The organism is Luteipulveratus flavus (assembly GCF_029439465.1).
Lineage (GTDB): Bacteria > Actinomycetota > Actinomycetes > Actinomycetales > Dermatophilaceae > Luteipulveratus > Luteipulveratus flavus.
Window position 1 is genome coordinate 72,840 of the sequence record NZ_JAROAV010000012.1, and the last position, 22,321, is coordinate 95,160.

At 71.6% G+C, this 22,321-nt stretch carries 27 protein-coding genes; 18 read left to right on the forward strand and 9 right to left on the reverse strand.

Features of this window, described 5'->3' with window-relative positions:
• Window positions 1–6: 6 nt before the first annotated feature.
• The 3 genes from P4R38_RS04845 to P4R38_RS04855 are packed head-to-tail and all read right to left on the reverse strand — an operon-like array spanning window position 7 to window position 1,228.
• Window positions 7–417, reverse strand: a complete 411-nt coding sequence (locus tag P4R38_RS04845) for a hypothetical protein (protein ID WP_275236508.1) — start codon at window positions 415–417, stop codon at window positions 7–9.
• On the reverse strand, window positions 414–824 hold the full coding sequence (locus P4R38_RS04850; protein WP_275236509.1) for a hypothetical protein: 411 nt from the start codon (window positions 822–824) through the stop codon (window positions 414–416). Before P4R38_RS04850 ends, P4R38_RS04845 begins: the two co-directional genes overlap by 4 nt.
• Entirely contained in the window at window positions 821–1,228 is a 408-nt protein-coding gene (locus P4R38_RS04855) for a hypothetical protein (RefSeq protein WP_275236510.1), read from the reverse strand. The genes P4R38_RS04850 and P4R38_RS04855 overlap by 4 nt, the downstream gene beginning before the upstream one ends.
• Before the next feature lie 192 nt (window positions 1,229–1,420).
• On the opposite strand from P4R38_RS04855, the gene helR reads away from it, so the two are divergent.
• From helR to P4R38_RS04920, 13 genes are all read left to right on the forward strand, one after another.
• On the forward strand, window positions 1,421–3,616 hold the full coding sequence (gene helR / locus P4R38_RS04860) for an RNA polymerase recycling motor ATPase HelR (RefSeq protein WP_277191271.1): 2,196 nt from the start codon (window positions 1,421–1,423) through the stop codon (window positions 3,614–3,616).
• Between the two features lie 85 nt (window positions 3,617–3,701).
• Window positions 3,702–4,145 carry a hypothetical protein gene (locus P4R38_RS04865; protein WP_277191272.1) on the forward strand — a complete coding sequence of 148 codons (444 nt, stop codon included), beginning with the start codon at window positions 3,702–3,704 and terminating at the stop codon, window positions 4,143–4,145.
• 63 nt (window positions 4,146–4,208) lie between these two features.
• Complete coding sequence (locus tag P4R38_RS04870) at window positions 4,209–4,883, forward strand: response regulator transcription factor (protein WP_277191273.1); 675 nt, start codon at window positions 4,209–4,211, stop codon at window positions 4,881–4,883.
• Complete coding sequence (locus tag P4R38_RS04875; RefSeq protein ID WP_277191274.1) at window positions 4,880–6,136, forward strand: sensor histidine kinase; 1,257 nt, start codon at window positions 4,880–4,882, stop codon at window positions 6,134–6,136. The genes P4R38_RS04870 and P4R38_RS04875 overlap by 4 nt, the downstream gene beginning before the upstream one ends.
• A 401-nt stretch (window positions 6,137–6,537) precedes the next feature.
• Window positions 6,538–7,029, forward strand: a complete 492-nt coding sequence (locus P4R38_RS04880; protein WP_277191275.1) for an HIT family protein — start codon at window positions 6,538–6,540, stop codon at window positions 7,027–7,029.
• A gap of 166 nt (window positions 7,030–7,195) precedes the next feature.
• A complete protein-coding gene (locus P4R38_RS04885; protein ID WP_277191276.1) occupies window positions 7,196–7,624 on the forward strand; it encodes a PH domain-containing protein in 429 nt (142 codons plus the stop codon).
• Between the two features lie 71 nt (window positions 7,625–7,695).
• Window positions 7,696–8,283 carry a hypothetical protein gene (locus P4R38_RS04890; RefSeq protein ID WP_277191277.1) on the forward strand — a complete coding sequence of 196 codons (588 nt, stop codon included), beginning with the start codon at window positions 7,696–7,698 and terminating at the stop codon, window positions 8,281–8,283.
• A 67-nt stretch (window positions 8,284–8,350) separates the two neighbouring features.
• Window positions 8,351–8,560, forward strand: coding sequence for a hypervirulence associated TUDOR domain-containing protein (locus P4R38_RS04895; protein ID WP_277191278.1), 210 nt, complete (start codon window positions 8,351–8,353; stop codon window positions 8,558–8,560).
• Complete coding sequence (locus P4R38_RS04900; protein ID WP_277191279.1) at window positions 8,557–9,363, forward strand: DUF1295 domain-containing protein; 807 nt, start codon at window positions 8,557–8,559, stop codon at window positions 9,361–9,363. Before P4R38_RS04895 ends, P4R38_RS04900 begins: the two co-directional genes overlap by 4 nt.
• Window positions 9,360–9,608 carry a DUF3775 domain-containing protein gene (locus P4R38_RS04905; RefSeq protein ID WP_275236520.1) on the forward strand — a complete coding sequence of 83 codons (249 nt, stop codon included), beginning with the start codon at window positions 9,360–9,362 and terminating at the stop codon, window positions 9,606–9,608. Before P4R38_RS04900 ends, P4R38_RS04905 begins: the two co-directional genes overlap by 4 nt.
• A 129-nt stretch (window positions 9,609–9,737) precedes the next feature.
• Window positions 9,738–10,340, forward strand: a complete 603-nt coding sequence (locus P4R38_RS04910; RefSeq protein WP_275236521.1) for a dihydrofolate reductase family protein — start codon at window positions 9,738–9,740, stop codon at window positions 10,338–10,340.
• A 254-nt stretch (window positions 10,341–10,594) separates the two neighbouring features.
• Window positions 10,595–11,068 (forward strand): MarR family winged helix-turn-helix transcriptional regulator, encoded by a 474-nt coding sequence (locus P4R38_RS04915; RefSeq protein WP_275236522.1) that lies wholly within the window; start codon window positions 10,595–10,597, stop codon window positions 11,066–11,068.
• On the forward strand, window positions 11,065–12,645 hold the full coding sequence (locus tag P4R38_RS04920; protein ID WP_275236523.1) for an MDR family MFS transporter: 1,581 nt from the start codon (window positions 11,065–11,067) through the stop codon (window positions 12,643–12,645). The genes P4R38_RS04915 and P4R38_RS04920 overlap by 4 nt, the downstream gene beginning before the upstream one ends.
• 153 nt (window positions 12,646–12,798) lie before the next feature.
• On the opposite strand, the gene P4R38_RS04925 is transcribed toward P4R38_RS04920, so the two are convergent.
• Entirely contained in the window at window positions 12,799–12,960 is a 162-nt protein-coding gene (locus tag P4R38_RS04925) for a hypothetical protein (RefSeq protein WP_275236524.1), read from the reverse strand.
• Window positions 12,957–13,397: a hypothetical protein gene (locus P4R38_RS04930; RefSeq protein ID WP_277191280.1), complete on the reverse strand. Its 441-nt coding sequence runs from the start codon at window positions 13,395–13,397 to the stop codon at window positions 12,957–12,959. The genes P4R38_RS04925 and P4R38_RS04930 overlap by 4 nt, the downstream gene beginning before the upstream one ends.
• Before the next feature lie 71 nt (window positions 13,398–13,468).
• On the opposite strand from P4R38_RS04930, the gene P4R38_RS04935 reads away from it, so the two are divergent.
• Window positions 13,469–14,449: a GTP pyrophosphokinase gene (locus P4R38_RS04935; RefSeq protein WP_277191281.1), complete on the forward strand. Its 981-nt coding sequence runs from the start codon at window positions 13,469–13,471 to the stop codon at window positions 14,447–14,449.
• A 28-nt stretch (window positions 14,450–14,477) separates the two neighbouring features.
• Here P4R38_RS04935 and P4R38_RS04940 read toward each other — a convergent pair whose 3' ends face one another.
• The gene (locus P4R38_RS04940) at window positions 14,478–14,963 is read right to left on the reverse strand and encodes a glutathione peroxidase (protein ID WP_277191282.1); all 486 of its coding nucleotides are present in this window, start codon (window positions 14,961–14,963) and stop codon (window positions 14,478–14,480) included.
• Between the two features lie 107 nt (window positions 14,964–15,070).
• Here P4R38_RS04940 and P4R38_RS04945 point away from each other — a divergent pair, with 107 nt between their 5' ends.
• Together P4R38_RS04945 and P4R38_RS04950 are read left to right on the forward strand one after the other, a co-directional pair.
• Entirely contained in the window at window positions 15,071–15,694 is a 624-nt protein-coding gene (locus P4R38_RS04945) for a TOPRIM nucleotidyl transferase/hydrolase domain-containing protein (RefSeq protein ID WP_277191283.1), read from the forward strand.
• Window positions 15,695–16,027: 333 nt separating this feature from the next.
• Window positions 16,028–18,001 (forward strand): elongation factor G, encoded by a 1,974-nt coding sequence (locus tag P4R38_RS04950; RefSeq protein WP_277191284.1) that lies wholly within the window; start codon window positions 16,028–16,030, stop codon window positions 17,999–18,001.
• A 210-nt stretch (window positions 18,002–18,211) separates the two neighbouring features.
• On the opposite strand, the gene P4R38_RS04955 is transcribed toward P4R38_RS04950, so the two are convergent.
• Both P4R38_RS04955 and P4R38_RS04960 read right to left on the reverse strand, forming a co-directional pair.
• Complete coding sequence (locus P4R38_RS04955; protein WP_277191285.1) at window positions 18,212–18,736, reverse strand: SRPBCC family protein; 525 nt, start codon at window positions 18,734–18,736, stop codon at window positions 18,212–18,214.
• Between the two features lie 43 nt (window positions 18,737–18,779).
• Window positions 18,780–19,970, reverse strand: coding sequence for an MFS transporter (locus P4R38_RS04960; protein ID WP_277191286.1), 1,191 nt, complete (start codon window positions 19,968–19,970; stop codon window positions 18,780–18,782).
• A gap of 69 nt (window positions 19,971–20,039) precedes the next feature.
• Here P4R38_RS04960 and P4R38_RS04965 point away from each other — a divergent pair, with 69 nt between their 5' ends.
• Both P4R38_RS04965 and P4R38_RS04970 read left to right on the forward strand, forming a co-directional pair.
• Window positions 20,040–20,606 (forward strand): CGNR zinc finger domain-containing protein, encoded by a 567-nt coding sequence (locus P4R38_RS04965; protein WP_277191287.1) that lies wholly within the window; start codon window positions 20,040–20,042, stop codon window positions 20,604–20,606.
• Window positions 20,607–20,687: 81 nt separating this feature from the next.
• The gene (locus P4R38_RS04970) at window positions 20,688–21,470 is read left to right on the forward strand and encodes a hypothetical protein (protein ID WP_277191288.1); all 783 of its coding nucleotides are present in this window, start codon (window positions 20,688–20,690) and stop codon (window positions 21,468–21,470) included.
• An 11-nt stretch (window positions 21,471–21,481) separates the two neighbouring features.
• Here the strand turns inward: P4R38_RS04970 and P4R38_RS04975 are convergent, their stop codons facing one another.
• The gene (locus tag P4R38_RS04975) at window positions 21,482–22,213 is read right to left on the reverse strand and encodes a DUF72 domain-containing protein (RefSeq protein ID WP_277191289.1); all 732 of its coding nucleotides are present in this window, start codon (window positions 22,211–22,213) and stop codon (window positions 21,482–21,484) included.
• Between the last annotated feature and the right edge of the window lie 108 nt (window positions 22,214–22,321).

The following is a 22,321-nucleotide window of genomic DNA, read 5'->3' on the forward strand; positions in this document are numbered from 1 at the left end:
CGTCCGTCAGGAGCGGAGCTCGACGTCGCCGAGCGCGGCGAGGCGCGCGCCGTACTCGGGCGGAAAGACGGTCGAGAGCACCTTCCCGTCGTTACGGACCACCTGAATTCCCTTGTTGTACGAGGCGGGCAGCCGCAGATGGTCGACCTGCGACCAGGGGACGTGCTGCCACCGGCGCGGCAGATCGATGCCGATGCCGTCCGCGGTGACTCGGGCGCGGCTCATCAGGACCAGGAGGATCCAGGCCGCCGCCACGACCAGGAGAGCGACTGATCCCCAGCTGAGGTCACCCCGGCGCATCTCGACCGTCGAACCGTGCGCGACGCGCGCGACGTAGAAGAGCGAGCACGCCGCGCTGAGGTACCAGACCGTCCAGTGGCGGACGATCCGATCGGCCCGTTGCTCGTCGATCGTCATGGGCGGACGTCGACGTTGCCGAGCGCGGCGAGGCGCTGGGCGTACCGCAACGGGAACCCGGTCGAGACGACTTTGCCGTCGGTACGGGCCACTTTGACACCCCCGTCGTACGGGCCCGGTCTCTGTATATGGGCAACCTCAGCCCAGTGGATCCGACGCCACCGCTCCGGAGGTCGAATCTCATTCGCATCCGCAGTGATTCGTGTTCTGGTCGCGGCGAAGACGGCGGTCCAGAGGACGACGAGCGCCACGTGGAACGCGAGCGACCAACCCATCCTGCGGTGGGCGATCTCAGAGGCCGCCATCAAGGTCCACGCAACGACGAGCACGCCATTGAGCCACCGCAGCCACCGCTGTCCCGTGAGAACGTGGACGAGGACGTCCGCGTTCTGCGGATCGGTTGTCATGGTCGTAGCTCGACGTTGCCGAGCGCGGCCAGCTGCTCCGCGTACTGGGGCGGGAACCCGACAGGGACGACCTTTCCGTTCGTACGCATGACCCGGACGACCTTGTCAGAGGCACGCGGCTGCCGTACGTGGTCGATGTCGGCCCAGCGAAGGTGGTACCACCGGTGCAGCATTCGTATGCCGTTCTGGTCCGCGGTGACTCGATCACGAATCAGGGTCAGGACACAGACCCATATCGCGGCGGTGCCCACCCGCACGGCGAAGATCCAGTCGAGGTTGCCTTCGAGCAGGTCGGCCACAACCGAGATACAAGAACCGACGACGGCTATCACGCCACCCACGAAGAACCAGCGCCAGCCTCGCCATCGGTACACCATCCGGCCGTCGACCTGCTGGTGCGTCATGAGCCGCCCCTGTACGCGCCCGGCTCCCTCGCGGTCGACGCGCCGCGGCTGTGGAGACACAGCAAAGGCAAGGAGCCCAGTGCTCCTTGCCACTACCAATCTATAGCGCACCCGGGGGCTTGCGGCAAGACCCTGGTGGTGACGCAGAATCGCCGACCGAAGCCGTCAGCCACGGATCAGGGGGAGTTGCGTATGCGCGCGCGGACATCGGCGTACGAGCAGGGTCATGACGAAGGGAAGTCGTTGAGCACCAGTGCGTTTCAGCTACCGGACCGGCTGCGGGCCAAGGCGGACCCGAGCCTGATCGCCGCGGACGAGGAGCATCTCGCGGCGATCGGTCGCAGCCTGGCGGAGTCGGTCGCCGAGCTGGAGCGGCGGCTCGAGCAGACCCGGCGTCGGACCGGTGGCGGTGGGCAGGACGCCCTGGACCGCGACCTCGAGATCCACCGGCTGACCGCCCGGCTGCGGACGCTGCGCCGCTTCGCGTTGGACCTGTGCCTCGGCCGCATGGTCGGCGCCGGCGACGACGGCGAGGTCACCTACGTCGGCCGGCTCGGCCTCACCGACAGCGACGGTCGGCGGCTGCTGGTCGACTGGCGCTCGCCCGCCGCCGAGCCGTTCTTCGGCGCGACGCACGGCAACCCGATGGGCCTGGTCAGCCGCCGCCGCTATCGCTGGACCCGCGGGCGCGTGAGCGACTACTGGGACGAGGTCTTCACCGCGGACGGGCTGGAGTCGAACGCGGCGCTGGACGACCAGTCGGCGTTCATCGCCAGCCTCGGCAGCAGCCGTACCAGCCGGATGCGGGACGTCCTCGGCACGATCCAGTCCGACCAGGACGCCATCATCCGGGCGAGCTCGCGGGGTGCGCTCGTCGTGGACGGCGGCCCCGGCACCGGCAAGACGGTCGTCGCGCTGCACCGGTCGGCGTACCTGCTGTACGCGGATCCGCGCGTCGGCCACCACCGCGGCCGGGTGCTGTTCGTGGGCCCGCACCGGCAGTACCTCTCGTACGTCGCCGACGTCCTGCCGAGTCTGGGGGAGGAGGGCGTGCAGACCTGCACGCTGCGTGACCTCGTCCCCGAGGGAGCCGCCGCGACGTCGGAGCCGGACGCGGAGGTCGCCCGGCTGAAGGCGTCCGTCGCGATGGTCGACGCGATCGAGCCGGCCGTCCGCTTCTACGAGGAGCCACCGACGACCGCGACGGCGGTGTCGACGCCCTGGGCCGAGACCGTGCTGACGCCCGACGACTGGGCCGCGGCGTTCGACGCGCCGTCCGCCGGTACGCCGCACAACGAGGCGCGCGACGAGGTCTGGGACGAGCTGGTCACGATCCTGGTCGACAAGTTCGGCAGCGACGCCTCGCCCGAGACGGTGCGCGGGTACCTGGAGCAGGACGGTGAGCTGCGCGCCGTGCTCAACCAGGCGTGGCCGCTCATCGAACCGACCGACCTGGTGGGCGACCTGTGGTCGGTGCCCGCGTACCTGCGGAGGTGCGCTCCCTGGCTCGGCCGCGACGACGTACGACGACTCCAGCGGGCGGACGCCCAGGCCTGGACGGTCTCCGACCTGCCGCTCCTGGACGCGGCGCGCCGTCGGCTCGGCGACCCGCAGGCGTCCCGGCGGCGACGCCGCGCCGAGGCGCTGGCCGCGGCCGAGCAGGCCGAGCGCGCCGAGGTCGTGGAGCACCTGATCGCCTCCGACGACTCCGAGATGCACCTGATGTCGATGCTGCGCGGCTCGGACCTGCAAGGCGCGCTCGCAGCGGACAGCACGCTTCCCACCGCCGACCCGGACCTGCTCGCCGGCCCCTTCGTGCACGTCGTCGTGGACGAGGCGCAGGAGCTCACCGACGCGGAGTGGCAGATGGTGCTGGCCCGCTGCCCGTCGCGCAGCCTCACCGTCGTGGGTGACCGCGCGCAGGCCCGGCACAGGTTCCCCGAGTCCTGGCGGGAACGGCTCGCCCGCATCGGCCTGGACCGCATCGAGCAGACGTCGCTGACGATCAACTACCGCACGCCCGCGGAGGTCATGGCGCAGGCGGAGCCGGTCATCCGCTCGGTGCTGCCAGACGCGAACGTGCCGACGTCCGTACGGCGCAGCGGCCTTCCGGTGGTCCGCGCGACGACCGCCGAGCTGGCGCGTGTCGTCGACAGCTGGCTGGCCGAGAACGCCGACGGCATCGCGTGCGTCATCGGTGACGGCACGTACGACCCGCCGTCCTCGCGAGTGAGCTCGCTGACGCCCGAGCTGGCCAAGGGGCTGGAGTTCGACCTGGTGGTCCTGCTCGACCCGGACACGTTCGGTGACGGCGTGGAGGGAGCGGTCGACCGGTACGTCGCGATGACCCGAGCCACGCAGCAGCTCGTCGTCCTGACCAGCGCGTGAGGCCCGTCCTGCTTCCAAAATCCTTCCAAGAACTCGGCGGGATCGTGGACCTCGTCCACGTTCGCCAGTCCTCCAGGGAGGCACCATGTCCGTCAGTACGACGACGACACGTACCACCGCATCCAACCGCGCGTCCGACCTCGTCACGGCCGTCGTCGCCGCCGTGCTCTCGCTCGGCGTCGCCTACATCCACGTCAAGGACCAGGGCGGCATCCCCGGCGACAAGGAGCCGCACTACGTCGGCATCGGCTACTGGATCCTCGAGATCGCCGGTGTCGTCGCGGCCCTCCTGCTGCTGGCCCCGGCCACCCGGCAGCGCGTCGGCAGCTGGGTCCTCGCGCTCGGCGTCGGCCTCGGCCCGCTCGTCGGCTACATCTGGTCGCGCGGCCCGGGCATGCCCGACTACACCGACGACCGCGGCAACTGGACCGAGACGCTCGGCCTGGTCAGCCTGATCGTCGAGGGCCTGCTGATCGTGGTCGCGCTCGTCGGCGCCGCACGAGCGCGGTCCCGCAGCACGATCGTCTGACGCGAGCGGTCCGTGGCGCCCTCGACAGCCGGCTCCGGCGCGCGAAGTCTGCATACTGCCCGTATGGACTCCGCGCGTCGGGTGCTGCTGGTCGAGGACGACTCGGACCTCGCCGGGATGCTCGCGCGGCTCCTCTCCGACGAGGGGTACGACGTCGAGCACGCCCGCGACGGTCAGCGTGGTCTGCACGTGGCGCTGACCCAGCAGTTCGACGTCATGGTCATCGACCGCGGCCTGCCCGCCATCGAGGGCCTCGACCTGCTGACCCGCCTGCGGACCAAGGGCATCCGTACGCCGACGCTCATCCTGTCCGCACGCGGCTCCACTGCCGACCGCATCGACGGTCTGGACGCCGGCGCCGAGGACTACCTCGCCAAGCCGTTCGACGTGGGCGAGCTGCTCGCCCGGCTGCGGGCGCTCCAGCGGCGCGGGTACGAGGAGGCACAGGTTCTCCCGCTCGGCACCCGGGTGCTCGACCTCGACAGCCGCGTCGTTCGTGAGCGCGGTGAGAGCGCGTCCTCGGGAGTTCCGTTGTCGGAGAGGGAGGCCCAGCTGCTCGAGGTGCTGGCCAGGCGTCCGAACCAGGTGTTCTCCCGGGCCGACCTCATGGTCCGCGTCTTCGAGGACGCCGGGTCCGAGGTCGTCATCGACACCTACGTCCACTACTGCCGGCGCAAGCTCGGACGCGAGGTCATCCGTACCGTCCGCGGCGTCGGGTACCAGCTCGGGTCGGCATGACCGGGGGCGACGCCACGTCGGAGGTCCGGGGCGGAGCAGCCCGCGGTGCCGCCGCGGACAGCGACGCCGAGCTGGTCCGGCGGACCGCCCGACGCCTCGGACTGCAGGCGACCGCGCTGGTCGCGCTCGCCGTCCTCGTGCTCGTCGGCATCGGCACCGTCCTCCTGCTGCACCAGCAGGACCAGCAGGCGCGGACCGTGCTGGCCCAGGCGACCGAGGAGGCCGACGACGTCAACGACCCGCCGGCCGGCGTCTGGCTCGTCCTGACCGGCCCGTCCGGCACCACACAGACCGACGGGCTGCCCGAGGGCCTCCCGGACCGCGCCGCGCTGAACGACGTCGTTCGCGGTGGCCCGGCCCGCACCATCACCGTCCACCTCGACGATGCGCCCTACCTCGTCCGCACCGCCCCTCGGGACGGCGGCGCCGTCCAGGCCGTGCTCGATCTGCGGGTGGAGCGCCGCCAGCGTGCCGACCTCCTGACCGCGATGCTGATCACCGGACTCGTCGGTCTGGCGCTCGCCGCGGTGATCGGTACGGTGCTGGCCCACCGCGCCGTACGACCCCTGGCCGAGGCGCTGTCCCTGCAACGGAACTTCGTCGCCGACGCGAGCCATGAGCTCCGAACACCGTTGACACTACTGAGCACTCGCGCACAGATGCTTCGACGCTCGTTGGCGCGTGAGCAGGCGGACGACCGGGCGCTCAGCGACGCGGACGGGGTGGTCGGCGACGTCGCTCGACTGACCGACGTGGTGGACGACCTCCTGCTGGCCGCGGAGCCCGCTGCTGTCACCGATCGTGGCCCGGTCGACCTCGTCGCGCTGTGCCACGAGCTGGTCTCGAGCGCCCGTGACCACGCGACCGGAGCAGCGGTCTCACTGGCGGTGCACGCGGAGGACGACCAGGTCGTCGCGCTCGGCAGTGGGCCGGCGCTGCGGCGCGCGGTGCTGGCGATCGTCGACAACGCGATCAGCCACACCCCGCGCGGCGGGTCGGTGGTGCTGCGTCTCGCGGTGGACGGATCGGACGCGGTCCTCGACATCACCGACACCGGTCCCGGCGTGCCCGCGGAGGACGCCGACCACGTGTTCGACCGCTTCCACTCCGGCGGGCACAAGGCGGACCGGCGCAGCTACGGGCTCGGGCTCGCCCTGGCCCGCGACGTGGTGACGCGCAGCGGGGGCCGGCTCACGATCGAGTCGACCTCGTCGGCCGGGACGACGTTCCGCCTCCGCCTACCCCGCGCCTGAGCCCCCTCGCCGGTTAAGCCGCCCTCTCGCTGGTTGAGCCGCCGGAGCGCTGGTTGAGCCGCCGGAGCGCTAGCGGAGGCGAGTCGAGACCCGCTGCCGTTCGGGGAGACTCAGGCGTACGCGCTGGGGTGGTTTCGACTCGGGTCTCGGCCAGCGCCTCGACCCGGCTCAACCGGCGGAGGCTCCGCCCGGCTCAACCGGCGCGGATGACCTGCGCGTACGGCAGTGGCTCGCCGTCCGCGCCGACCGTCACGTCACCGAAGGTGTCCAGCCCCAGCTCGACCTGCTCGCTCATCGCGTCCTCCCCGTCGGTCGGCCCACCGCATCAATGGGTGTCGAATCGCGCGTCATACCCCGCATTCCTACACCCAACGCGGAAGCAGGACGGAATGCTGAGCGCCGTGAGGATTACGCACGAGCCGCCCGACTACGACTGCCCGTTCTGCGGCCTCCAGCGCGGGGTGCACAACGAGCGCAACCAACCCGGCGACGTCGTCGCGGTGACCCAGCACGCGTTCGCGCGGGTCGCTCCGAAGTGGTGGCCGGACAACCCCGGGGCTCTGCTGGTGATCCCGCGCCGGCACATCGAGAACATCTACGACGTCCCGCCCGAGGTGGGCCACGCCGTCTGGGACCTCACCGCGCGGATGTGCCGGGCCGTGCGCGAGGCGTACGGCTGCGACGGCACCTCCACGCGCCAGCACAACGAGCCGCACGGCAACCAAGATGTGTGGCACCTGCACGTGCACGTGTTCGCGCGGTACGAGGGCGACCGGCTGTACGAGCAGCACGCCGCCGGCCGCTTCGTCGCGCCGGACGAACGCCGTGTGTACGCCGACCGCGTCGCCGCCGTCGTCGACCTCCCTCGCACCTTCGCCCACCCCGCTGGTTGAGCCGCCGGAGCGCCGATTCCGCTGGTTTCGACTCGGGTCTCGGCTGGCGCCTCGACCCGGCTCAACCGGCGAGGTGGTCGGCTCAACCGGCGAGAGAGAAGTTGGCTCAGTCGGCGGGAGGTCGGTTCAGCCGGCGAGGGGGTGAGGCGGCACGTACAGTCCGCGCATGGGAATTCTCCAGGGCCTCGCCGGCAACATGCAGCAGATCAACCCTCAGCAGGCACACGCCGAGTACGGCCCGTGGCTGCTGGAGGGCGAGCAGATCCAGTCCGCCTACAAGATGCTGCGCGACGGCTTCTGCCTCACCAACCGCCGCATCATCACGCTCGACCACCAGGGCGCGACCGGCAAGAAGACCCGGGTGAAGTCGATCCCGCTGCACGCCCTGGTCGACGTCACCGCCGAGACCGCGGGCGGCGGCATGGACGACTCCGAGATCACCATCACCTACATCTCGACCCCGCGGCTGCGGTCGCACAACGTCGGGTACGCCAGCTACACCTTCGAGTTCCCGCGCAACTTCGACATGACCGGTCTCTACCGCCACTTCATGTCGATCGCCGTCCACAACGTCGCGCAGCTCAACGAAGGCTGAGCCCCACACATGACCCTGTCCGCAGCAGATGACCCGGCACGCGCGGGGACATCTGCGCCGGAGCGGGACGTATGAGGCCTGACGCCGGGGCCGTCGGACGGATCGCCGGGGTCGTCCTGGCTGTCGTCGGCGGTCTTCTCGTGCTGGTCAATGCGCTGCCGTACACCGGGTGGAGCCTGCGCGTCCCGACGAGCGTCTGGCTGCTGGTCGTCGGACTGCTGGCCGTGGGGGTGGCGGCGTTCCTGACCACCGGCCGGGGCGCAGTCCGCGTGCTCGGAGGGATGGCGGTCGCCGCCGCCGGCCTGGTGGCGGCGACCCACTATCTCCTCGGCGGTGGCGTCATCGCGGCGCACACGCTGCACGGCGCAGGCCACCGCGAGGCCCGGGTGACCGAGATGAGCGCTTTCGGGCCGGATCTGCTCTGGGTCATCGAGGTGTACGAGCCGTACGGGCCGCTCGTCCACGTCCGCCAGGTCGGCTGCGTCAGCGACGACGCGGTCGGTTACGGCGGGACCAGCTGGGTCGGCCCCAGCCTGCGGGTGTCGATGTACGAGGAGGTGGACGAGAAGGAGGTCTGGAGCGAGGCGTACGTCCGGGTCTCGGATGGCGGTCGCGTCGAGAGTGTGTCCGACCCACACGGGGTACTCAACCTGTGCTGACGGAATCGGAGGCGTCCCAGCCGCAGTTGCGGTCGCCTACCGTGGAGGACGACCCGGAGGAGTGCTGATGAGCTTTCGCGAGGGCGACGAGGTCGAGTGGAACACCAGTCAGGGCACCACGCACGGCAAGGTGCGCGAGCGCCGTACGAGTGAGTTCCAGTTCGACGGGCAGAAGTTCAACGCGTCCGAGGACGACCCGTACTACATCGTCGAGTCGGACAAGACGGACGCACGGGCGGCGCACAAGGAGTCGTCGCTCAAGAAGCGCAGCCGGTGAGGCCGCCGGCGCGCATCGCACTGCGCGCGGCAGGCGTTGCGGCGGCCACCCAGCTGGCTGCGTACGTCACGTCGCGAAAAGCCAAGCGCACCAACGTCGTCGACGTCTTCTGGGGTCCGGGGCTCGCGGCGATCGCGGTCGCGAGCGCGGCCGGACGAGCGCCGCACAGCTCCCGGGCCGACCCCTGGCTGCTGGCCGGTGGGCTGAGCCTGTGGGCCGGGCGGCTGTCGCAGCACGTGTACCGCGCGTCGCAGGGGCGCGGTGAGGACCCGCGCTACGCCGAGATCTTGCGCGACACCACCGAGCTGCAGCGGATCGGCAAGGTGTTCCTCACCCAGGGGCTCGGTCAGTGGTTCATCTCGCTGCCGGTCCAGGCGGTGGCCGCGCTGCCCGGCCCGTCAGGTCGCGCCGGCCGGGCGGTCGCGAGCCTCGGGTACGCCGCGATGGTGGCCGGCGGTGTCACCGAGGCCGTCGCCGACGCGCAGAAGGCCGCCTGGAAGCGGCGCGACGACCACGGCCCGGTCATGGACGAGGGCCTATGGGCCTGGTCGCGCCACCCGAACTACTTCGGCGACGCGCTGCTGTGGTGGGGCGTGTACGCGGTCGCGGCCGCTCGCGATCGCGGAGCCCTGACCGTCGGCTCGCCGCTCGCCATGACGTGGTTCCTCACCACCGCCACCGGCGCCCGCCGGACCGAACGGATGCGCGGCGACGACCCCGACTACGCGAGGTACCAGGAACGCGTGGCGTTCTTCGTCCCGCGCCCACCCCGCAACACCCCGACAGCAGGAGGTACGTCATGACCGACCACAGCCCCGAAGAGCTGGACGCCGCCCGCGAGGCCGCGCAGAAGGCCGTCGACACCGCCACCTCGTGGGACTACAGCGCCGGCGAGGCCAAGATCGCCGACAAGCTCCGCGAGGGCCTCGACCAGGCGGGGGTCACGGTGGAGGACGACGAGTTCTCCCGGCTCGTCGGTGAGATCGACGCGCTCAGCCAGGACGAGAGCGGCGGCACGCCGACCGTGAACGCCGCACGACCCCGCTGAGTCCTGCAGCACTGCGCCGCGCCGGGTCCCGCCCGGCGCGGCGCTGTCGTATCCCGCCGACGCCGTTCGTGGTCATGATGAGAGCGCGACCGACCGGCCGCGCCGCAGCCCAACGGCAGGAGCAGGGCGATGTCCGCAACAGTGCTGTACATGTCGATGTCGGTCGACGGGTTCGTCACCGGGCCCAACGAACGTCCCGACAACGGCCTCGGCGACGGCGGCCTGCGGTTGCACCGGTGGTGCCTGCCGGACGAGGACCCGGTTAACCTGTCCGCGGCCTCGCAGCGGCTGACCGGCGTCGACCGGGAGGTCTGGGAGCAGATGCTGACGACCGGCGCCGTCGTGACCGGTCGGCAGACCTTCGAGATGGCTGGCGGCTGGAGCGGTGATCACCACGACGGTGTCCCGATCTGGGTGGTCACCCGGCACGAGCCGCACCCGGAGTACTCCGCGCCGGAGATCGTGACGTACACCGGCGACGTCCACGACGCCGTACGGCGGGCCAAGGAGGCCGCCGGCGAGCGTGACGTGATGGTCCACGGCGCCGGCCTGGCGCCCGTGCTGCTCGGCGCCGGGCTGCTGGACGAGATCCAGGTCCACGTGGTGCCCGTGCTGTTCGGGGAGGGACGGCGGCTGTTCGACGGGCCGATGTCGGGCCACCCCGAGCTGGAGCTGATCAGCGCGCGGCCGGGCGAGGGAGCGCTCCACGTGCGCTACCGCGTCCGCCGCTGACCCCGCGCCGTACGCCGGCCCCGCGCCGTACGCCGGCCCTCTCCCCGGGCCGAGTGCGCGCGTCCTGTCACTTTTTCACGCTGCAACCAGCAGGACACGCGCACTCGACCGAGCGGGGTGGGCGCCCGGCCAGCAGGACACGCGCACTCGGCCGGAGCGCCGTCGCGATTAGGGGAATAGAAAGCCTCTATATATACTTGCGCTAAGCACAGATCGTGCTGAACCCCCACACCGCAACTCACCGAGGTCCCCGCATGCCCGAGCCCACCCCCCATGAGCAGCTGGTCGACGCGTTGTCCGCGCTCGGCCGTGCGACTCGTGCCAGCGCGTCCCACTGGGCGCACGACGCGGGCGCGCTCGGCCGCACCGACCTCGCGGTCCTGAAGTGCGTCGAGGGGCACGGCGAGGTGCGGATGAGTGACCTGGCCAGCGCCGTCCAGGTCCACCCGTCCGTCATCAGCCGCCAGGTGTGCGCGCTGGAGAAGGAGGGCCTGGTCGCTCGTCGCAGCCACCCGGACGACGGCCGCGTCGGCCTCATCAGCGTGACCGAGGCCGGCACCGCCCGGCTGGACGAGACGTCCCGCGCGTTCGCCGGCTACCTCGCCCGCCGTACGGCGCACTGGGACCCCGAGAAGCTGGCCCTCGCGGCCGACCTGATCCGCCAGATGTCGGAGAGCCTCGCGGCCTCCGCGCCCGAAACCACCCCCGAGGAGCTCACCGCCCGATGACCACAGCCGTCGCCCCCGACCAGCAGGGGCAGATGACGCACCGCGAGATCCTCGAGATGCTCGCCGGGCTGCTCACTGCCCTCTTCACCGCGATCGTCAGCTCGACGATCGTCTCCAACGCCCTCCCGACGATCATCGCCGATCTCGAGGGCAGCCAGACGCAGTACACCTGGGTCGTCACCATCTCGCTGCTGACGATGACCATCACCACGCCCATCTGGGCCAAGCTGTCGGACCTGTTCAACAAGAAGGTCCTCGTCCAGCTGTCGATCATCCTGTTCGTCATCGGCTCCGTCCTCGCCGGAGCCTCGGCGAACGTGCCGATGCTGCTGGTGTTCCGTGGCGTCCAGGGTGTCGCCATGGGCGGCCTGACCGCACTCGCCCAGTCGATCATCGGCTCGGTCATCCCGCCGCGCGAGCGGGGTCGCTACAGCGGCTACATGGGCGGCGTCATGGCGCTCGCCACGGTCAGCGGCCCGTTGCTGGGCGGCGTCATCGTCGACACGGACGCGCTCGGCTGGCGCTGGTGCTTCTACGTCTGCGTCCCGCTCGCCGTCTTCAGCCTCTACATGCTGCAGCGGTTCCTGCACATCTCGACGGTCCGTCGCAAGGTCACCATCGACTACGTCGGCGCCGTCCTCATCGCCATCACCGCGGGCCTGCCCCTGGTGTGGGTGTCGTTCGCCGGCAGCTCCTACGACTGGCTGTCCTGGCAGACCGCTGCGTTCCTCGGGGGAGCGCTCGTCGCCGGGATCCTCGCCGTGCTGCAGGAGACGCGTCACCACGAGGCGCTGGTCCCGATCCGGGTCATGCGGACCCGTACGACGGCGCTCGCGATCGTGGGCAGCCTCGCCGTCGGGATCGCGATGTTCGGTGCGCCGGTCTTCCTGGGCCAGTACTTCCAGATCGCCCGTGACCACACGCCGACGGAGGCCGGCCTGCTGATGATCCCGCTCATGCTGGGCTCGCTGATCGGTACCGCCGGCTCGGGCCAGGCCATCACCCGTACGGGCCGGTGGAAGTGGATCATGGTCGCCGGGTCCGCGCTGCTGATCGTCGGTCTGGGCCTGCTCGGCACGATCGACCACGCGACGCCGATGTGGCACGTCTCGGTGTTCATGGTCCTGGTGGGCATCGGCATGGGTTCGCTGCTGCAGAACCTCGTCCTCGTCGTCCAGAACACGGTGGACGTCACCGAGGTCGGCGCGGCCAGCGGCACGGTGTCCTTCTTCCGCTCGCTCGGCGGTGCGGTGGGCGTCTCCGTCCTCGGCGCGGTCCTCGCGAGCGACGTCAAGGACAAGATCGCGACCGGCCTGCAGTCGCTCGGGATCGACCCGGCGAAGGCGTCCGGCGGCTCGACCAGCACGCTGAACGTCCACGCGCTGCCGGCCCCCGTCGCCCACGTGGTCCGCGCGTCGTACGGCGACTCGACCAGCGTGATCTTCCTGATCGGCGCGGTCGCCGCGGCGGTCACCCTGGTCAGCGTCCTCGCCATGAAGGAGGTCCCGCTGCGGCAGACCATCCGCAAGGTCGAGGACGACGAGCCGGCCGACACGCTGGAGCCCGTCTCCCGCTGAGCCCCTGCAGCCAGGACCAGGTACGCGCGCGCCCGCCTCGGGTGCGCGCGTACCTGTTTCTCGGCCACCGGCGGCCGGTGAACGGCCACGAATATCTCCAAGATTCGGAAAGTCCGACCTCGATCCAGCAGACTCGTGGCGCCGCAACCGTCGTCAGCCCTCGCAGGAGCCGTCCCGATGTCCACCCGCCGTGCTGCTCGTGACCAGCGTCGTTCCCGGGACCGCCTGACCGCGGTCGCTCTCTGCGGCGCAGGACTTCTGGTGGTGGGTGGCGGTGCAGCCGCGCTCGTGGTCGGCGTCGGGGGAGGCGATCACGAGCCGTCTCGGCCGAACCCGACCCTCGCGGACGTCGCCCCGTCCGCCTCCTCGACGCCTCCGGTGACCGGCGCGTCGACACCCGCTCCGTCCTCCCCGGCGCCGCTCTGGACGGCGACCGAGACGCCGCCGGAGCTGCCGGAGATCGGGTCCGCCGAGCCTGTGCTCGCGCCCACCACGACGAAGTCGTCCACCAGCCGCACCCGTACGACCTCGACGCCCCCGCCGGTCACGACCTCCAAGCCGCCCAAGCCGAAGGACACGCCGACCCTGACGCCGACGCCGACGCGGACCTGGAGCTGGCCGAGCCCGACCCGCACCAAGCGGGGGCCGCACTGGCCACCCGGTCCGCGCGGCCAGGGAAACCAGGACGGCTCCAGCGCAACGGTGGACTCGCCCGGCTGACGCTCGCCGTCGCTGTCACCGGTGCGGTACACCCTTGCTGGGTGACCGGCGCTGCCACGACCGGCTGCGCGACGACCGTACGACACGACCCGACGGGGAGACGATGACGAAAGCGCGTAGGACGCGCCGGCTGGAGAGCCTGGTGGAGCAGGCGTACGACGAGCGCAGCGACGCCTGGGTCGAGGCCCGCGACCGGGTGCTGGCCTGGTTGCGCCGGCAGGCGAGGGGCCTGCTGCACGAGAGCGACGAGTCCCGGCTCGACGTCTCCCACCACCGCATCAAGACCGCCGACCGGACGCTGGACAAGCTGCGACGGCGTACCGCCGAGTCCGGCACGGACGGGGTGCGTACGGTCGCGGACGTCGAGGCGCTCGTCCGCGACGTCGTCGGCATCAAGGTGCTGTGCAAGTCGCCGCGGGACCAGGCGCTGATGTGCGCCGCGCTGTTGGACGAGAAGCGGCGGGGCGACCTGCGGCTCGTCCGGCACAAGAACCACGTCGACCCGCCGAAAGAGAGCGGCTACCGCGCGCACCACATCCTGCTGCAGGTGCCGGTCGCGGGCGCGGACCCGGTCTTCGTCGAGGTACAGATCAAGACCCGGCTGCAGGACGCGTGGGGCGAGCTGACCCACGAGGACCTCTACAAGCCCGGCGCCGCCATGAAGCCCGGTGCGTTCCACGGCTCGGTGGGCCGGGCGATGGCCGCCATGCTCGCCGCGGTCGACAGCATGGCCGACGACCTGGCGCTGGAGCTCGAGGGCTCGCTCGACGACTCGGCCGTCCCCGTGGCGTCCTCCGCATCGAACGCGGACGAGGCCGACGCGGCGACCGACGAGATCGAGGTGCGGGTCCGTACGACGGGTCCGCGGTTCGCGCTCGCGGTCGACGAACGCGGTCGGCAGGGCCTGATCCCGGCGTACGCGGTGCGGCGGCTGGTCGGCGTGAAGGGGCAGATCGACGTGGACGAGTACGTCCGGGTGAACGACGTGCTGCGGGCCCGGACGAAGGAGAACGACAAGGGGTTCTACTTCCTCCCGACCACCCTGCTCCGCGGCCTGGACACCGACCCGCCGTCGGTCGAGTAGCCGGACCGGCGCGGTCGCTCCGGCCGGCTCAACCGGCGGCGAGCGCGGCCTCGATGTCGGCGGTGATCGTCTCCGGCTTGGTCATCGAGCTGTACCGCTGGACGACCGCGCCGTCCCTGCCGACCAGGAACTTGGTGAAGTTCCACTTGATGCGGCTGCCCAGCGCACCGCTCTTCTGAGACTTCAGCCAGACGTACAGCGGGTGGGCGTCCGCGCCGTTCACGTCGATCTTGTCGAACATCGGGAACGACACACCGTAGTTCTGCTGGCAGAACTCACCGATCGCGTCGGCGTCGCCCGGCTCCTGGTTCGCGAACTGGTTGCAGGGGAACCCGAGCACCACGAAACCCTGCTCGCGGTAGGTCTTCCACAGTGTCTCCAGGCCCTCCAGCTGAGGCGTCAGACCGCACTTGGACGCCGTGTTGACGACCAGTGCGACCTGCCCGTCGTACGCGTCGAGCGGCTGCTGCGAGCCGGTGAGGGTGGTGGCGGTGAAGTCGCGCAGGGCGGTCATGGGGGTCCTTTCGACGGGGCGGGTCGCACGGGGTTCGGAGCCGACGGTACGTGGGACCGCTGGTAACGGAGGGGACGAGGGCGCACGCGTTTGACACACTCGAACCCGTGAGCGCCGACGGCAGCGTCCCGGCGGCGGTCGTGGAGCCGCTGGCGGCGGCTCTGGCGGCCGCGGTCGCCGCTGCCCACGGGGCCGAGCGCGTCGTCCTCGTCGAGGGTCCGAGCGACCGGGCGGCGCTCGAGGCCCTGGCCGAGCGGCAGGGGCGCACGCTGACGACCGAGGGCGTCCGGGTCGTCGCGATGGGCGGCATCACCAACATCGCCTCCTTCGTCGAGGCGCTGCGTCCGTCCGGCGTACGCCTCGCCGGGCTGTGCGACGCCGCGGAGGAACGGTTCGTCGTGCGCGCGCTCGGCCGGGTCGGCGTACGCGGCGTGACCCGGTCCGAGCGGGAGGCGCTGGGCTTCTTCACCTGCGTCGCCGACATCGAGGACGAGCTGATCCGGGCGCTCGGGATCGCGGGCGTGGAGGCGGTGCTCGCGTCCGAGGGAGAGCTCGCGTCGTACCGGCTGTTCCAGCAGCAGCCCGCGCAGCGGGAGCGCAGCGACGTCCAGCAGCTGCACCGGTTCCTCGGCACGCGCTCGATGCGCAAGATCCGGTACGGGCGGCTGCTGGTCGAGGCGCTCGACCCGGACCAGGTCCCACGCCCCCTGCGCGGAGCCCTCGCCGCCTGACCAGTGTTCTCCGCTGGTCTCGGTACGGGCCTCACTTCGTTCGCCCTACTCGACCAGCGGGGGGTTCGCCCCTACGTCGGTCGAGTAGGACGAGGCGCTAGCCGAGGCCGTATCGAGACCTGGTGCGCGCGGTCACCGGGTCTCGATACGGGCCTCACTTCGTTCGCCCTACTCGACCAGCGGCTCCCGGAAGCGTCCATAAGTCGGTTGCCTGTCGTGCTGGCGCCTGCTGTCCTGGTCGGGTCAGCAGAAGTCGAGCTCAGGAGACGGTCGTGCGAGCTGCGTCCATGCCCTTGCCCCAGGTACCCACCTATGCAGAGGACATGAACGTACGTGCAATCTCTCAACCTGGGCGTCGTCGCGCACGTCGACGCCGGTAAGACCAGCCTGACCGAGCGGCTCCTCTTCGAGGCCGGGGTCATCGACGCGGTCGGACGCGTCGACGACGGCTCGACCAGGACCGACTCCCTCACGCTCGAGCAGCAGCGCGGTATCACCATCCGCTCGGCGGTCGCGTCATTCTCCGTCGCCGGGACCACGGTGAATCTCGTTGACACGCCTGGACACTCGGACTTCATCGCCGAGGTCGAGCGCGCTCTCGGCGTGCTCGACGGCGCGGTGCTCGTCGTGTCCGCCGTCGAGGGCGTGCAGGCGCAGACCCGCGTCCTGATGCGCGCGCTCCAGCGCCTGAAGATCCCGACCCTGTTCTTCGTCAACAAGATCGACCGCTCCGGTGCCGAGCCGGACCGGGTCGTGCAGGAGATCACCGAGCGGCTGACGCCCGACGTCGTGGTTCTCGGTCGTACACACGACGCCGGCCGCCCGGCTGCCACGTACGCGCCGTACGACGACGCCGCGCTGCCCGTGGACGCGTGGGCGGACGTCCTCGGGCGTCGGGGCGAACGGCTGCTGGAGGCGTACGTCGCCGGTCGGCTCACGTCCGCACGGCTGCGGAATGCGCTGGCGGAGCAGTCGACGGCGGGGCACGTCCATCCGGTGCTGACGGGGTCGGCGATCACCGGTGCCGGCGTACCCGACCTGCTGGCCGCGCTGCCCACGCTGCTGCCGTCACCGACCCGGGACGAGCGCGGACCGCTGCACGGGCGGGTGTTCAAGGTCGAGCGAGGATCGGCACGTGAGCGGGTCGCGTACGTCGACGTCCGCAGCGGCACCCTGAACGTCCGCGACCGCATGCCCTCCTCCGCGAGCAAGGTGACGGCGATCCGGGTGTTCCACGACGGGGTGGCCGAGCCGCGGAGTCGCGCGGCGGCCGGCGAGGTCGCGCAGGTCTGGGGGCTGTCAGACGTACGGATCGGTGACGAGATCGGGGCTGTCGCGCCGTGCTCCGACGAGGCGTTCCACTTCGCGCCGCCCTCGCTGGAGACCGTCGTCGATCCGGTCGACGACGGTGATCGGGGAGCGATGTACGCCGGACTGAGCGAGCTCGCCGAGCAGGACCCGCTGATCGGGCTGCGCCAGGACGACGTCCGCAGTGAGATCGCGGTGTCGCTCTACGGCGAGGTGCAGAAAGAGGTCATCGCGTCCATGCTGGCGACGGATTACGGCGTCGACGTGACGTTCCGGGAGACCACGACCATCTGCATCGAGCGACCGACCGGGACGGGCGCTGCGTACGAAGTCATTGCCGTCCCGCCCAACCCGTTCCTCGCGACGGTCGGGCTGCGCGTCGAGCGTGCCCCGGTCGGGAGCGGCAACCGGGTGGAGCTGGAGGTCGAGCTGGGCTCGATGCCGCCGGCGTTCTTCACGGCCGTCGAGCAGGCGGTCGAGGAGACGCTGCGCGAGGGGTTGCGTGGCTGGGCGGTGACCGACTGCCTGGTCACGGTGACGCACTCGGGCTACTGGGCGCGGCAGAGCCACTCGCACGGCAGCTTCGACGCGAGCATGTCGAGCACCGCGGGCGACTTCCGCCAGCTGACGCCGCTCGTCCTGATGGATGCCCTGCGCGGGGCGGGCACCGTGGTCTGCGAGCCACTGCACCGCTTCGAGGTGGAGATCCCGGAGGACTGCCTCGGCGTGACGCTCGCGCTGCTCTCCCAGGTACGCGCGGTGCCGCTCGGCACCCGGCCGCGCGAGTCGTCGTTCCTGCTGTGCGGTGACGTGCCGGCCGCGCAGGTGCACGCACTGCAGCAGCGGCTCCCGTCCACGACACGAGGTGAGGGGGTGCTGGTCACGGCGTTCGACCGGTACGAGCCGGCTCGGGTCGAGATCGCCGATCGTGCTCGGGTGCAACCGAATCCGCTGGACCGGCGTGGCTACCTGACCACCCTCGGCCGCTGGCACGGCTGACGAGCCTGGCCGCTGGTTGGGCCGCCCTCCGCTGGTTGAGCCGGGCGAGCCGCTGGGCGAGCGCGTGTCGAAACCTGGTGCCGTAAAGGGAGAGTCTCCCTGTGCGTCACGGGGTTTCGACACGGTCCTCGGCTGGCGCCTCGGACCGGCTCAACCGGCGGAGAGGTGGGTCAACCGGCGGAGGGGCGGGTCAACCGGCGGAGGGGCGGGTCAGGTCTCGCGGGGGGACTCGAGGGGGTAGCCGCGCAGGACGGCGCGCTCGAGGATGCCGAGGGTGCCCCGCAGGGCGCTCTCCTGGATCACCGGGAAGATGCCGCTGGACCGCCAGTCCTCGTGCGCGTCGGACCAGTCGTAGTACGAGGTCACGACGGTGGAGGTGCCGTCCTCGACGGGCTCCAGCCGGTACCCGTACACGTGGCCGATGGCCGGGCGGACGGTGCCGAGGATCGTCCAGGCGATCTCCTCGTCGGGCTCGTACGCCGTGATGGTGACGGTGACGTCGTACCGGCCCATGGGCAGGTCGCCCAGCGACTCGCGGTCCATGTGGACGACGAACTCGTCGCCCACCTGCTGCACCCGGTCACCGTCGGCGCTCTGCAGCATCCCGGAGCTGTCGATCGCGACGTGGCCCTGCGGGTCGGTGAGGACAGCGAAGACCTCGTGCGGCTCCGCGGGGATGGTGCGGCTCGCCTCGAGGCGTTCGGTGGTGGTCGGGACGGCGGTGTCCTGCGTCATGCCTGCCACTCTCGCAGCCGGCGCCGCCGATGCGTGGCCCGTCTCACGCATCGTGAGACGCGCCGAGTCGACGCCGCAGCGCGGGCTGGGCGAGGCCGCACAGCAGCGCGCCCGCTGCCGGGACGAGCCAGGCGACGATCGGCCCGGCGTGCGCGAGCAGCTGGGTGCCGAGCACCGGCGCGACGGTCGTCGCGACGCCCCACGACAGCCCGAAGACCGCGAGGTACGCCGCTCGCCCGTGGTCCGGGGCGAGGCCGGCGGCGAGCGACTGGCTGTGCCCGAGGAGCAGCACCTCACCCAGGCCGCACACGACGGTCGCGAACAGGAACAGCGCGAGCCCGTCGGCGTACGCCGTGAGGACGAGCCCGACGGCGAGGACGACGTACGCGCCGCGCAACGTCGCGAACGAGTCCCGCCCGGCGGTGATGCGGGGGACGAACGGCGTCGCGACCACGCTGGTGAGCGCGCCGGCCGCGAGGACGACCCCGAGGTTCCAGGCCGGCAGGCCGCGCTCGCTCAGCGTGAGCGGCAGGGCCATCACCATCAGCATCATGATCGTCGCGAACACTGTGCCGACCCCGAGCAGCAGCAGGAGCCGGGCGTCCCGCCACGGCCGTACGGTGCTCGCGTCCGGCCGGTCGGTGGTCTCCTCGGGGCCTGGGAGCAGACCGACCACGATGACCGCGCAGGCCAGACAGCTCGCCGCGTCGATCACGAACAGCAGCCGCAGGTCGACACCGCTCACCGCCCCGGCGATCAGCCCGGCGAGCACACCCGCGACCGCGGTCGACGCCCACAGCAGCGCGTACGCGGCCGGTCGGTCCTGCGGCTCGGTCACGTCCGCGACGATGGCCTGGCTGGCCGGTTCGTAGATCTCGAAGGCGAGTCCGAACGCGACGGCAGCCAAGGCCGCGCTGGTCACGGACGGCGATGCGGCGAGCCACAGCTGACTCGCCGCACAGCCGAGGAGGCCGAGCGCGATCGTCCGCCGCCGCCCGATCCGGTCGGCGAGCCGTCCACCGATCAGCCGGGACGGGATCGTCGCGAGCCCGAACGCCGCCAGCACCGCTCCGGCGGTCGGCAGGCTCGCGCCGAGACGCTCGGTCAGCAGCAGCCCGAGGAAGGCCATCGAGAAGGCGCCGAGCCGGTTGACCGTGCGCGCGACGATGAGGATGCGCAGCGGCCTCGGCACCGTGCGCCAGGTGAGTACTCGTGGGGTGGCCCGGGCGGTCATGACAGATCTCCGTGACTGGCTAAACTAATGAAGACAGTCACGCTAGGACCGAAAGGAGTGACTGGTCAAGTGCGATTCGACAGTCATGTGGTCCGGCTGCTCGCGGCGGCCGAGAGCCTGGTCAACACCCTCACGCCCGGAGGCGATCGCGGGCGTCCGTACGAGGTCCCCGAAGGAGGAGCGCTGCGGACGGCGGTCGAGGGGGCGCTGCGCTCCGACGGGTACGCGCCGCGGGTCACGGCGGCCCAGGCCGAGCGGTTCCGGGCGCTGGCGGACCGGCTGCGTGAGGTGTTCACCTCCGCGGACGTCGGCGACCTGCCGACCGCGGCACGGGTGGTGAACCGGCTGCTGGACGAGACCGGTCCGCGACCGCGCCTGGACGACCACGACGGCGAGCTGCACCTGCACTTCCACGGCCCGAGCCCCGAGCTGTACGCCGGCTGGGCGCCGGGTGTCGCCGCCGGGCTCGCGATGGCGCTGGGCAGTGACATGGGCGGCCGGCTGGGGGTGTGCGAGGCGCCCGGCTGCGACCGCGTCTACGTCGACGGGTCGAAGAACGGCGGCCGCCGCTTCTGCTCGACGCGCTGCCAGAGCCGGGTGAAGGCGGCGGCCCACCGCGAACGCGCTCGCAGATAGGCGGATCCGCGGAGCACCACACCGGTGCCGGGCGTGGCACCCTGCCGTGCGGGACGTGGACGGGGACGACAGGGGCAGGGCGTGGCACACCGCAGCAGGAGCACGGCGGAGAAGTTCGACCCGCAGCTGACACCGACGACCCCGCTCGCCCGGGTCGTCCTCCGTGAGGGGCAGACGCCGACGGTGGCCGGCGTCGCCGTACCGGTCCCGGACGGCTTGACCGCGTACGACGCCGCGCTGGCTGCGGTCGCGCGGCAGGCGGCCCGGGTCCCCGCCGGCGCGATCCGGGTGCGCGTCACGACGGCGTCCGGGGCAGGCGCGTCGGGTGGTCGCGATCTGGTGGTTCGGGCCGACGGCAGCCGGTGGGACCTGAACGAATCATCGCCCGACCGGCAGGCCGCGATCAGCAACCGAGCCGCGACCGCCGTGGGCGCAGCTGTCTGCGGCGTGCTCGCACTCATCGCGGTCGCGGCAATCGGATGGGGCGACGACGCCCCGGCGGAGCTGTCGCCACCCGCCGGGCCGACCGCGAGCGTCGCTCCGACCTCGCCGCAGCCGACGTCAGCCGCCCGGTCGTCCGCGGTGCCCGCAATGCCCGCGCCGTCGAGCGGCACACCGACCGCCACGGTGCCGGCGCCGACTCTGCCGCAGGTCAGCGCGGCGCTGCCGCTGCGTAAGTCCGGCCGGTCGTCGACGACCGGCAATCCCACGTCGTCGCGTCCTGCCCGGAAGAGCGCGACGACCACCTCGCTCGCCCCGAGACCCTCGGCCGCGTCGACCCCCACCCTGACGCCACCGCGCATCGTGCCGACGCACCGGCACACGATCCCGGGATACAGCCCGCCGCCGCCGACCTTCGGCTGAGTACCTCTCGGTCAGCCTTGACCGAGCATCTCCTTCAGCCGGAGCGCGTTCGTCGGCGCGTACGCCCGCTGGTCGTTGTTGAAGTACCCGTAGACGTCGCGGCCGTCGCGGGTCCACGACCGGATGTGACCGGCCCACCCCTCGAGCGCGGCGTCGTCGTAGCTGCCCCGGTAGAGGTGGTCGGGGTCGGGTCCGTGCCAGCGGACGTACACGAACGGCGCCGTGACCCGCAGCTCCTGCTGGAGTCCGGCGCCGCTCATCACGACGTACGCCGCGGCATGGCGTTCCAGCAGAGCGAGCACCTCGTCCGCGAGCCAGGACGTGTGCCGCAGCTCGACCGCCACCCGCAGGTCCCGGGGCAGCACTGCCAGGACACGGTCGAGCCGGTCGTCGTCGCGCTCCAGGTCGGGAGGCAGCTGGAGAAGCAACGGGCCCCGACGGTCACCGAGCCGGCCGAGTGAGCGGGTCATGATCTCGTTCCAGCGCTCCGGGTCGCGCAGCCGGCGGGCGTGCGTGAGGGAGCGCGGCCCCTTGACCGTCATCGCGAACCGCGCGGGCAGCCGGTCGTGCCAGCCCGCGAACGTGGTGTCCGAGGGCCAGCGGTAGAAGCTGGCGTTCAGCTCGACGGTGTCGAAGCGCGTGGCGTAGTACTCCAGCCGGTCGCGCTGCTTCACCTCGCGCGGGTAGAACCGGCCGGCCCAGTCGTCGTACGTCCACCCCGACGTCCCGAGACGGATCACCATGCCCACCAGTCTGCCCGCACCGCCGCTGGTTGAGCCGACGAGCCGCCACCACCGCTGGTGGAGCCGACGAGCCGCCACCACCGCTGGTGGAGCCGACGAGCCGCCACC

Coding starts and splice junctions, on each gene's coding strand:
- P4R38_RS04845 (WP_275236508.1), bottom strand. CDS start 417: ATGACGATCGACGAGCAACGGGCCGATCGGATCGTCCGCCACTGGACG.
- P4R38_RS04850 (WP_275236509.1), bottom strand. CDS start 824: ATGACAACCGATCCGCAGAACGCGGACGTCCTCGTCCACGTTCTCACG.
- P4R38_RS04855 (WP_275236510.1), bottom strand. CDS start 1,228: ATGACGCACCAGCAGGTCGACGGCCGGATGGTGTACCGATGGCGAGGC.
- helR (WP_277191271.1), top strand. CDS start 1,421: ATGCGCGCGCGGACATCGGCGTACGAGCAGGGTCATGACGAAGGGAAG.
- P4R38_RS04865 (WP_277191272.1), top strand. CDS start 3,702: ATGTCCGTCAGTACGACGACGACACGTACCACCGCATCCAACCGCGCG.
- P4R38_RS04870 (WP_277191273.1), top strand. CDS start 4,209: ATGGACTCCGCGCGTCGGGTGCTGCTGGTCGAGGACGACTCGGACCTC.
- P4R38_RS04875 (WP_277191274.1), top strand. CDS start 4,880: ATGACCGGGGGCGACGCCACGTCGGAGGTCCGGGGCGGAGCAGCCCGC.
- P4R38_RS04885 (WP_277191276.1), top strand. CDS start 7,196: ATGGGAATTCTCCAGGGCCTCGCCGGCAACATGCAGCAGATCAACCCT.
- P4R38_RS04890 (WP_277191277.1), top strand. CDS start 7,696: ATGAGGCCTGACGCCGGGGCCGTCGGACGGATCGCCGGGGTCGTCCTG.
- P4R38_RS04895 (WP_277191278.1), top strand. CDS start 8,351: ATGAGCTTTCGCGAGGGCGACGAGGTCGAGTGGAACACCAGTCAGGGC.
- P4R38_RS04905 (WP_275236520.1), top strand. CDS start 9,360: ATGACCGACCACAGCCCCGAAGAGCTGGACGCCGCCCGCGAGGCCGCG.
- P4R38_RS04910 (WP_275236521.1), top strand. CDS start 9,738: ATGTCCGCAACAGTGCTGTACATGTCGATGTCGGTCGACGGGTTCGTC.
- P4R38_RS04915 (WP_275236522.1), top strand. CDS start 10,595: ATGCCCGAGCCCACCCCCCATGAGCAGCTGGTCGACGCGTTGTCCGCG.
- P4R38_RS04920 (WP_275236523.1), top strand. CDS start 11,065: ATGACCACAGCCGTCGCCCCCGACCAGCAGGGGCAGATGACGCACCGC.
- P4R38_RS04935 (WP_277191281.1), top strand. CDS start 13,469: ATGACGAAAGCGCGTAGGACGCGCCGGCTGGAGAGCCTGGTGGAGCAG.
- P4R38_RS04940 (WP_277191282.1), bottom strand. CDS start 14,963: ATGACCGCCCTGCGCGACTTCACCGCCACCACCCTCACCGGCTCGCAG.
- P4R38_RS04955 (WP_277191285.1), bottom strand. CDS start 18,736: ATGACGCAGGACACCGCCGTCCCGACCACCACCGAACGCCTCGAGGCG.
- P4R38_RS04960 (WP_277191286.1), bottom strand. CDS start 19,970: ATGACCGCCCGGGCCACCCCACGAGTACTCACCTGGCGCACGGTGCCG.
- P4R38_RS04975 (WP_277191289.1), bottom strand. CDS start 22,213: ATGGTGATCCGTCTCGGGACGTCGGGGTGGACGTACGACGACTGGGCC.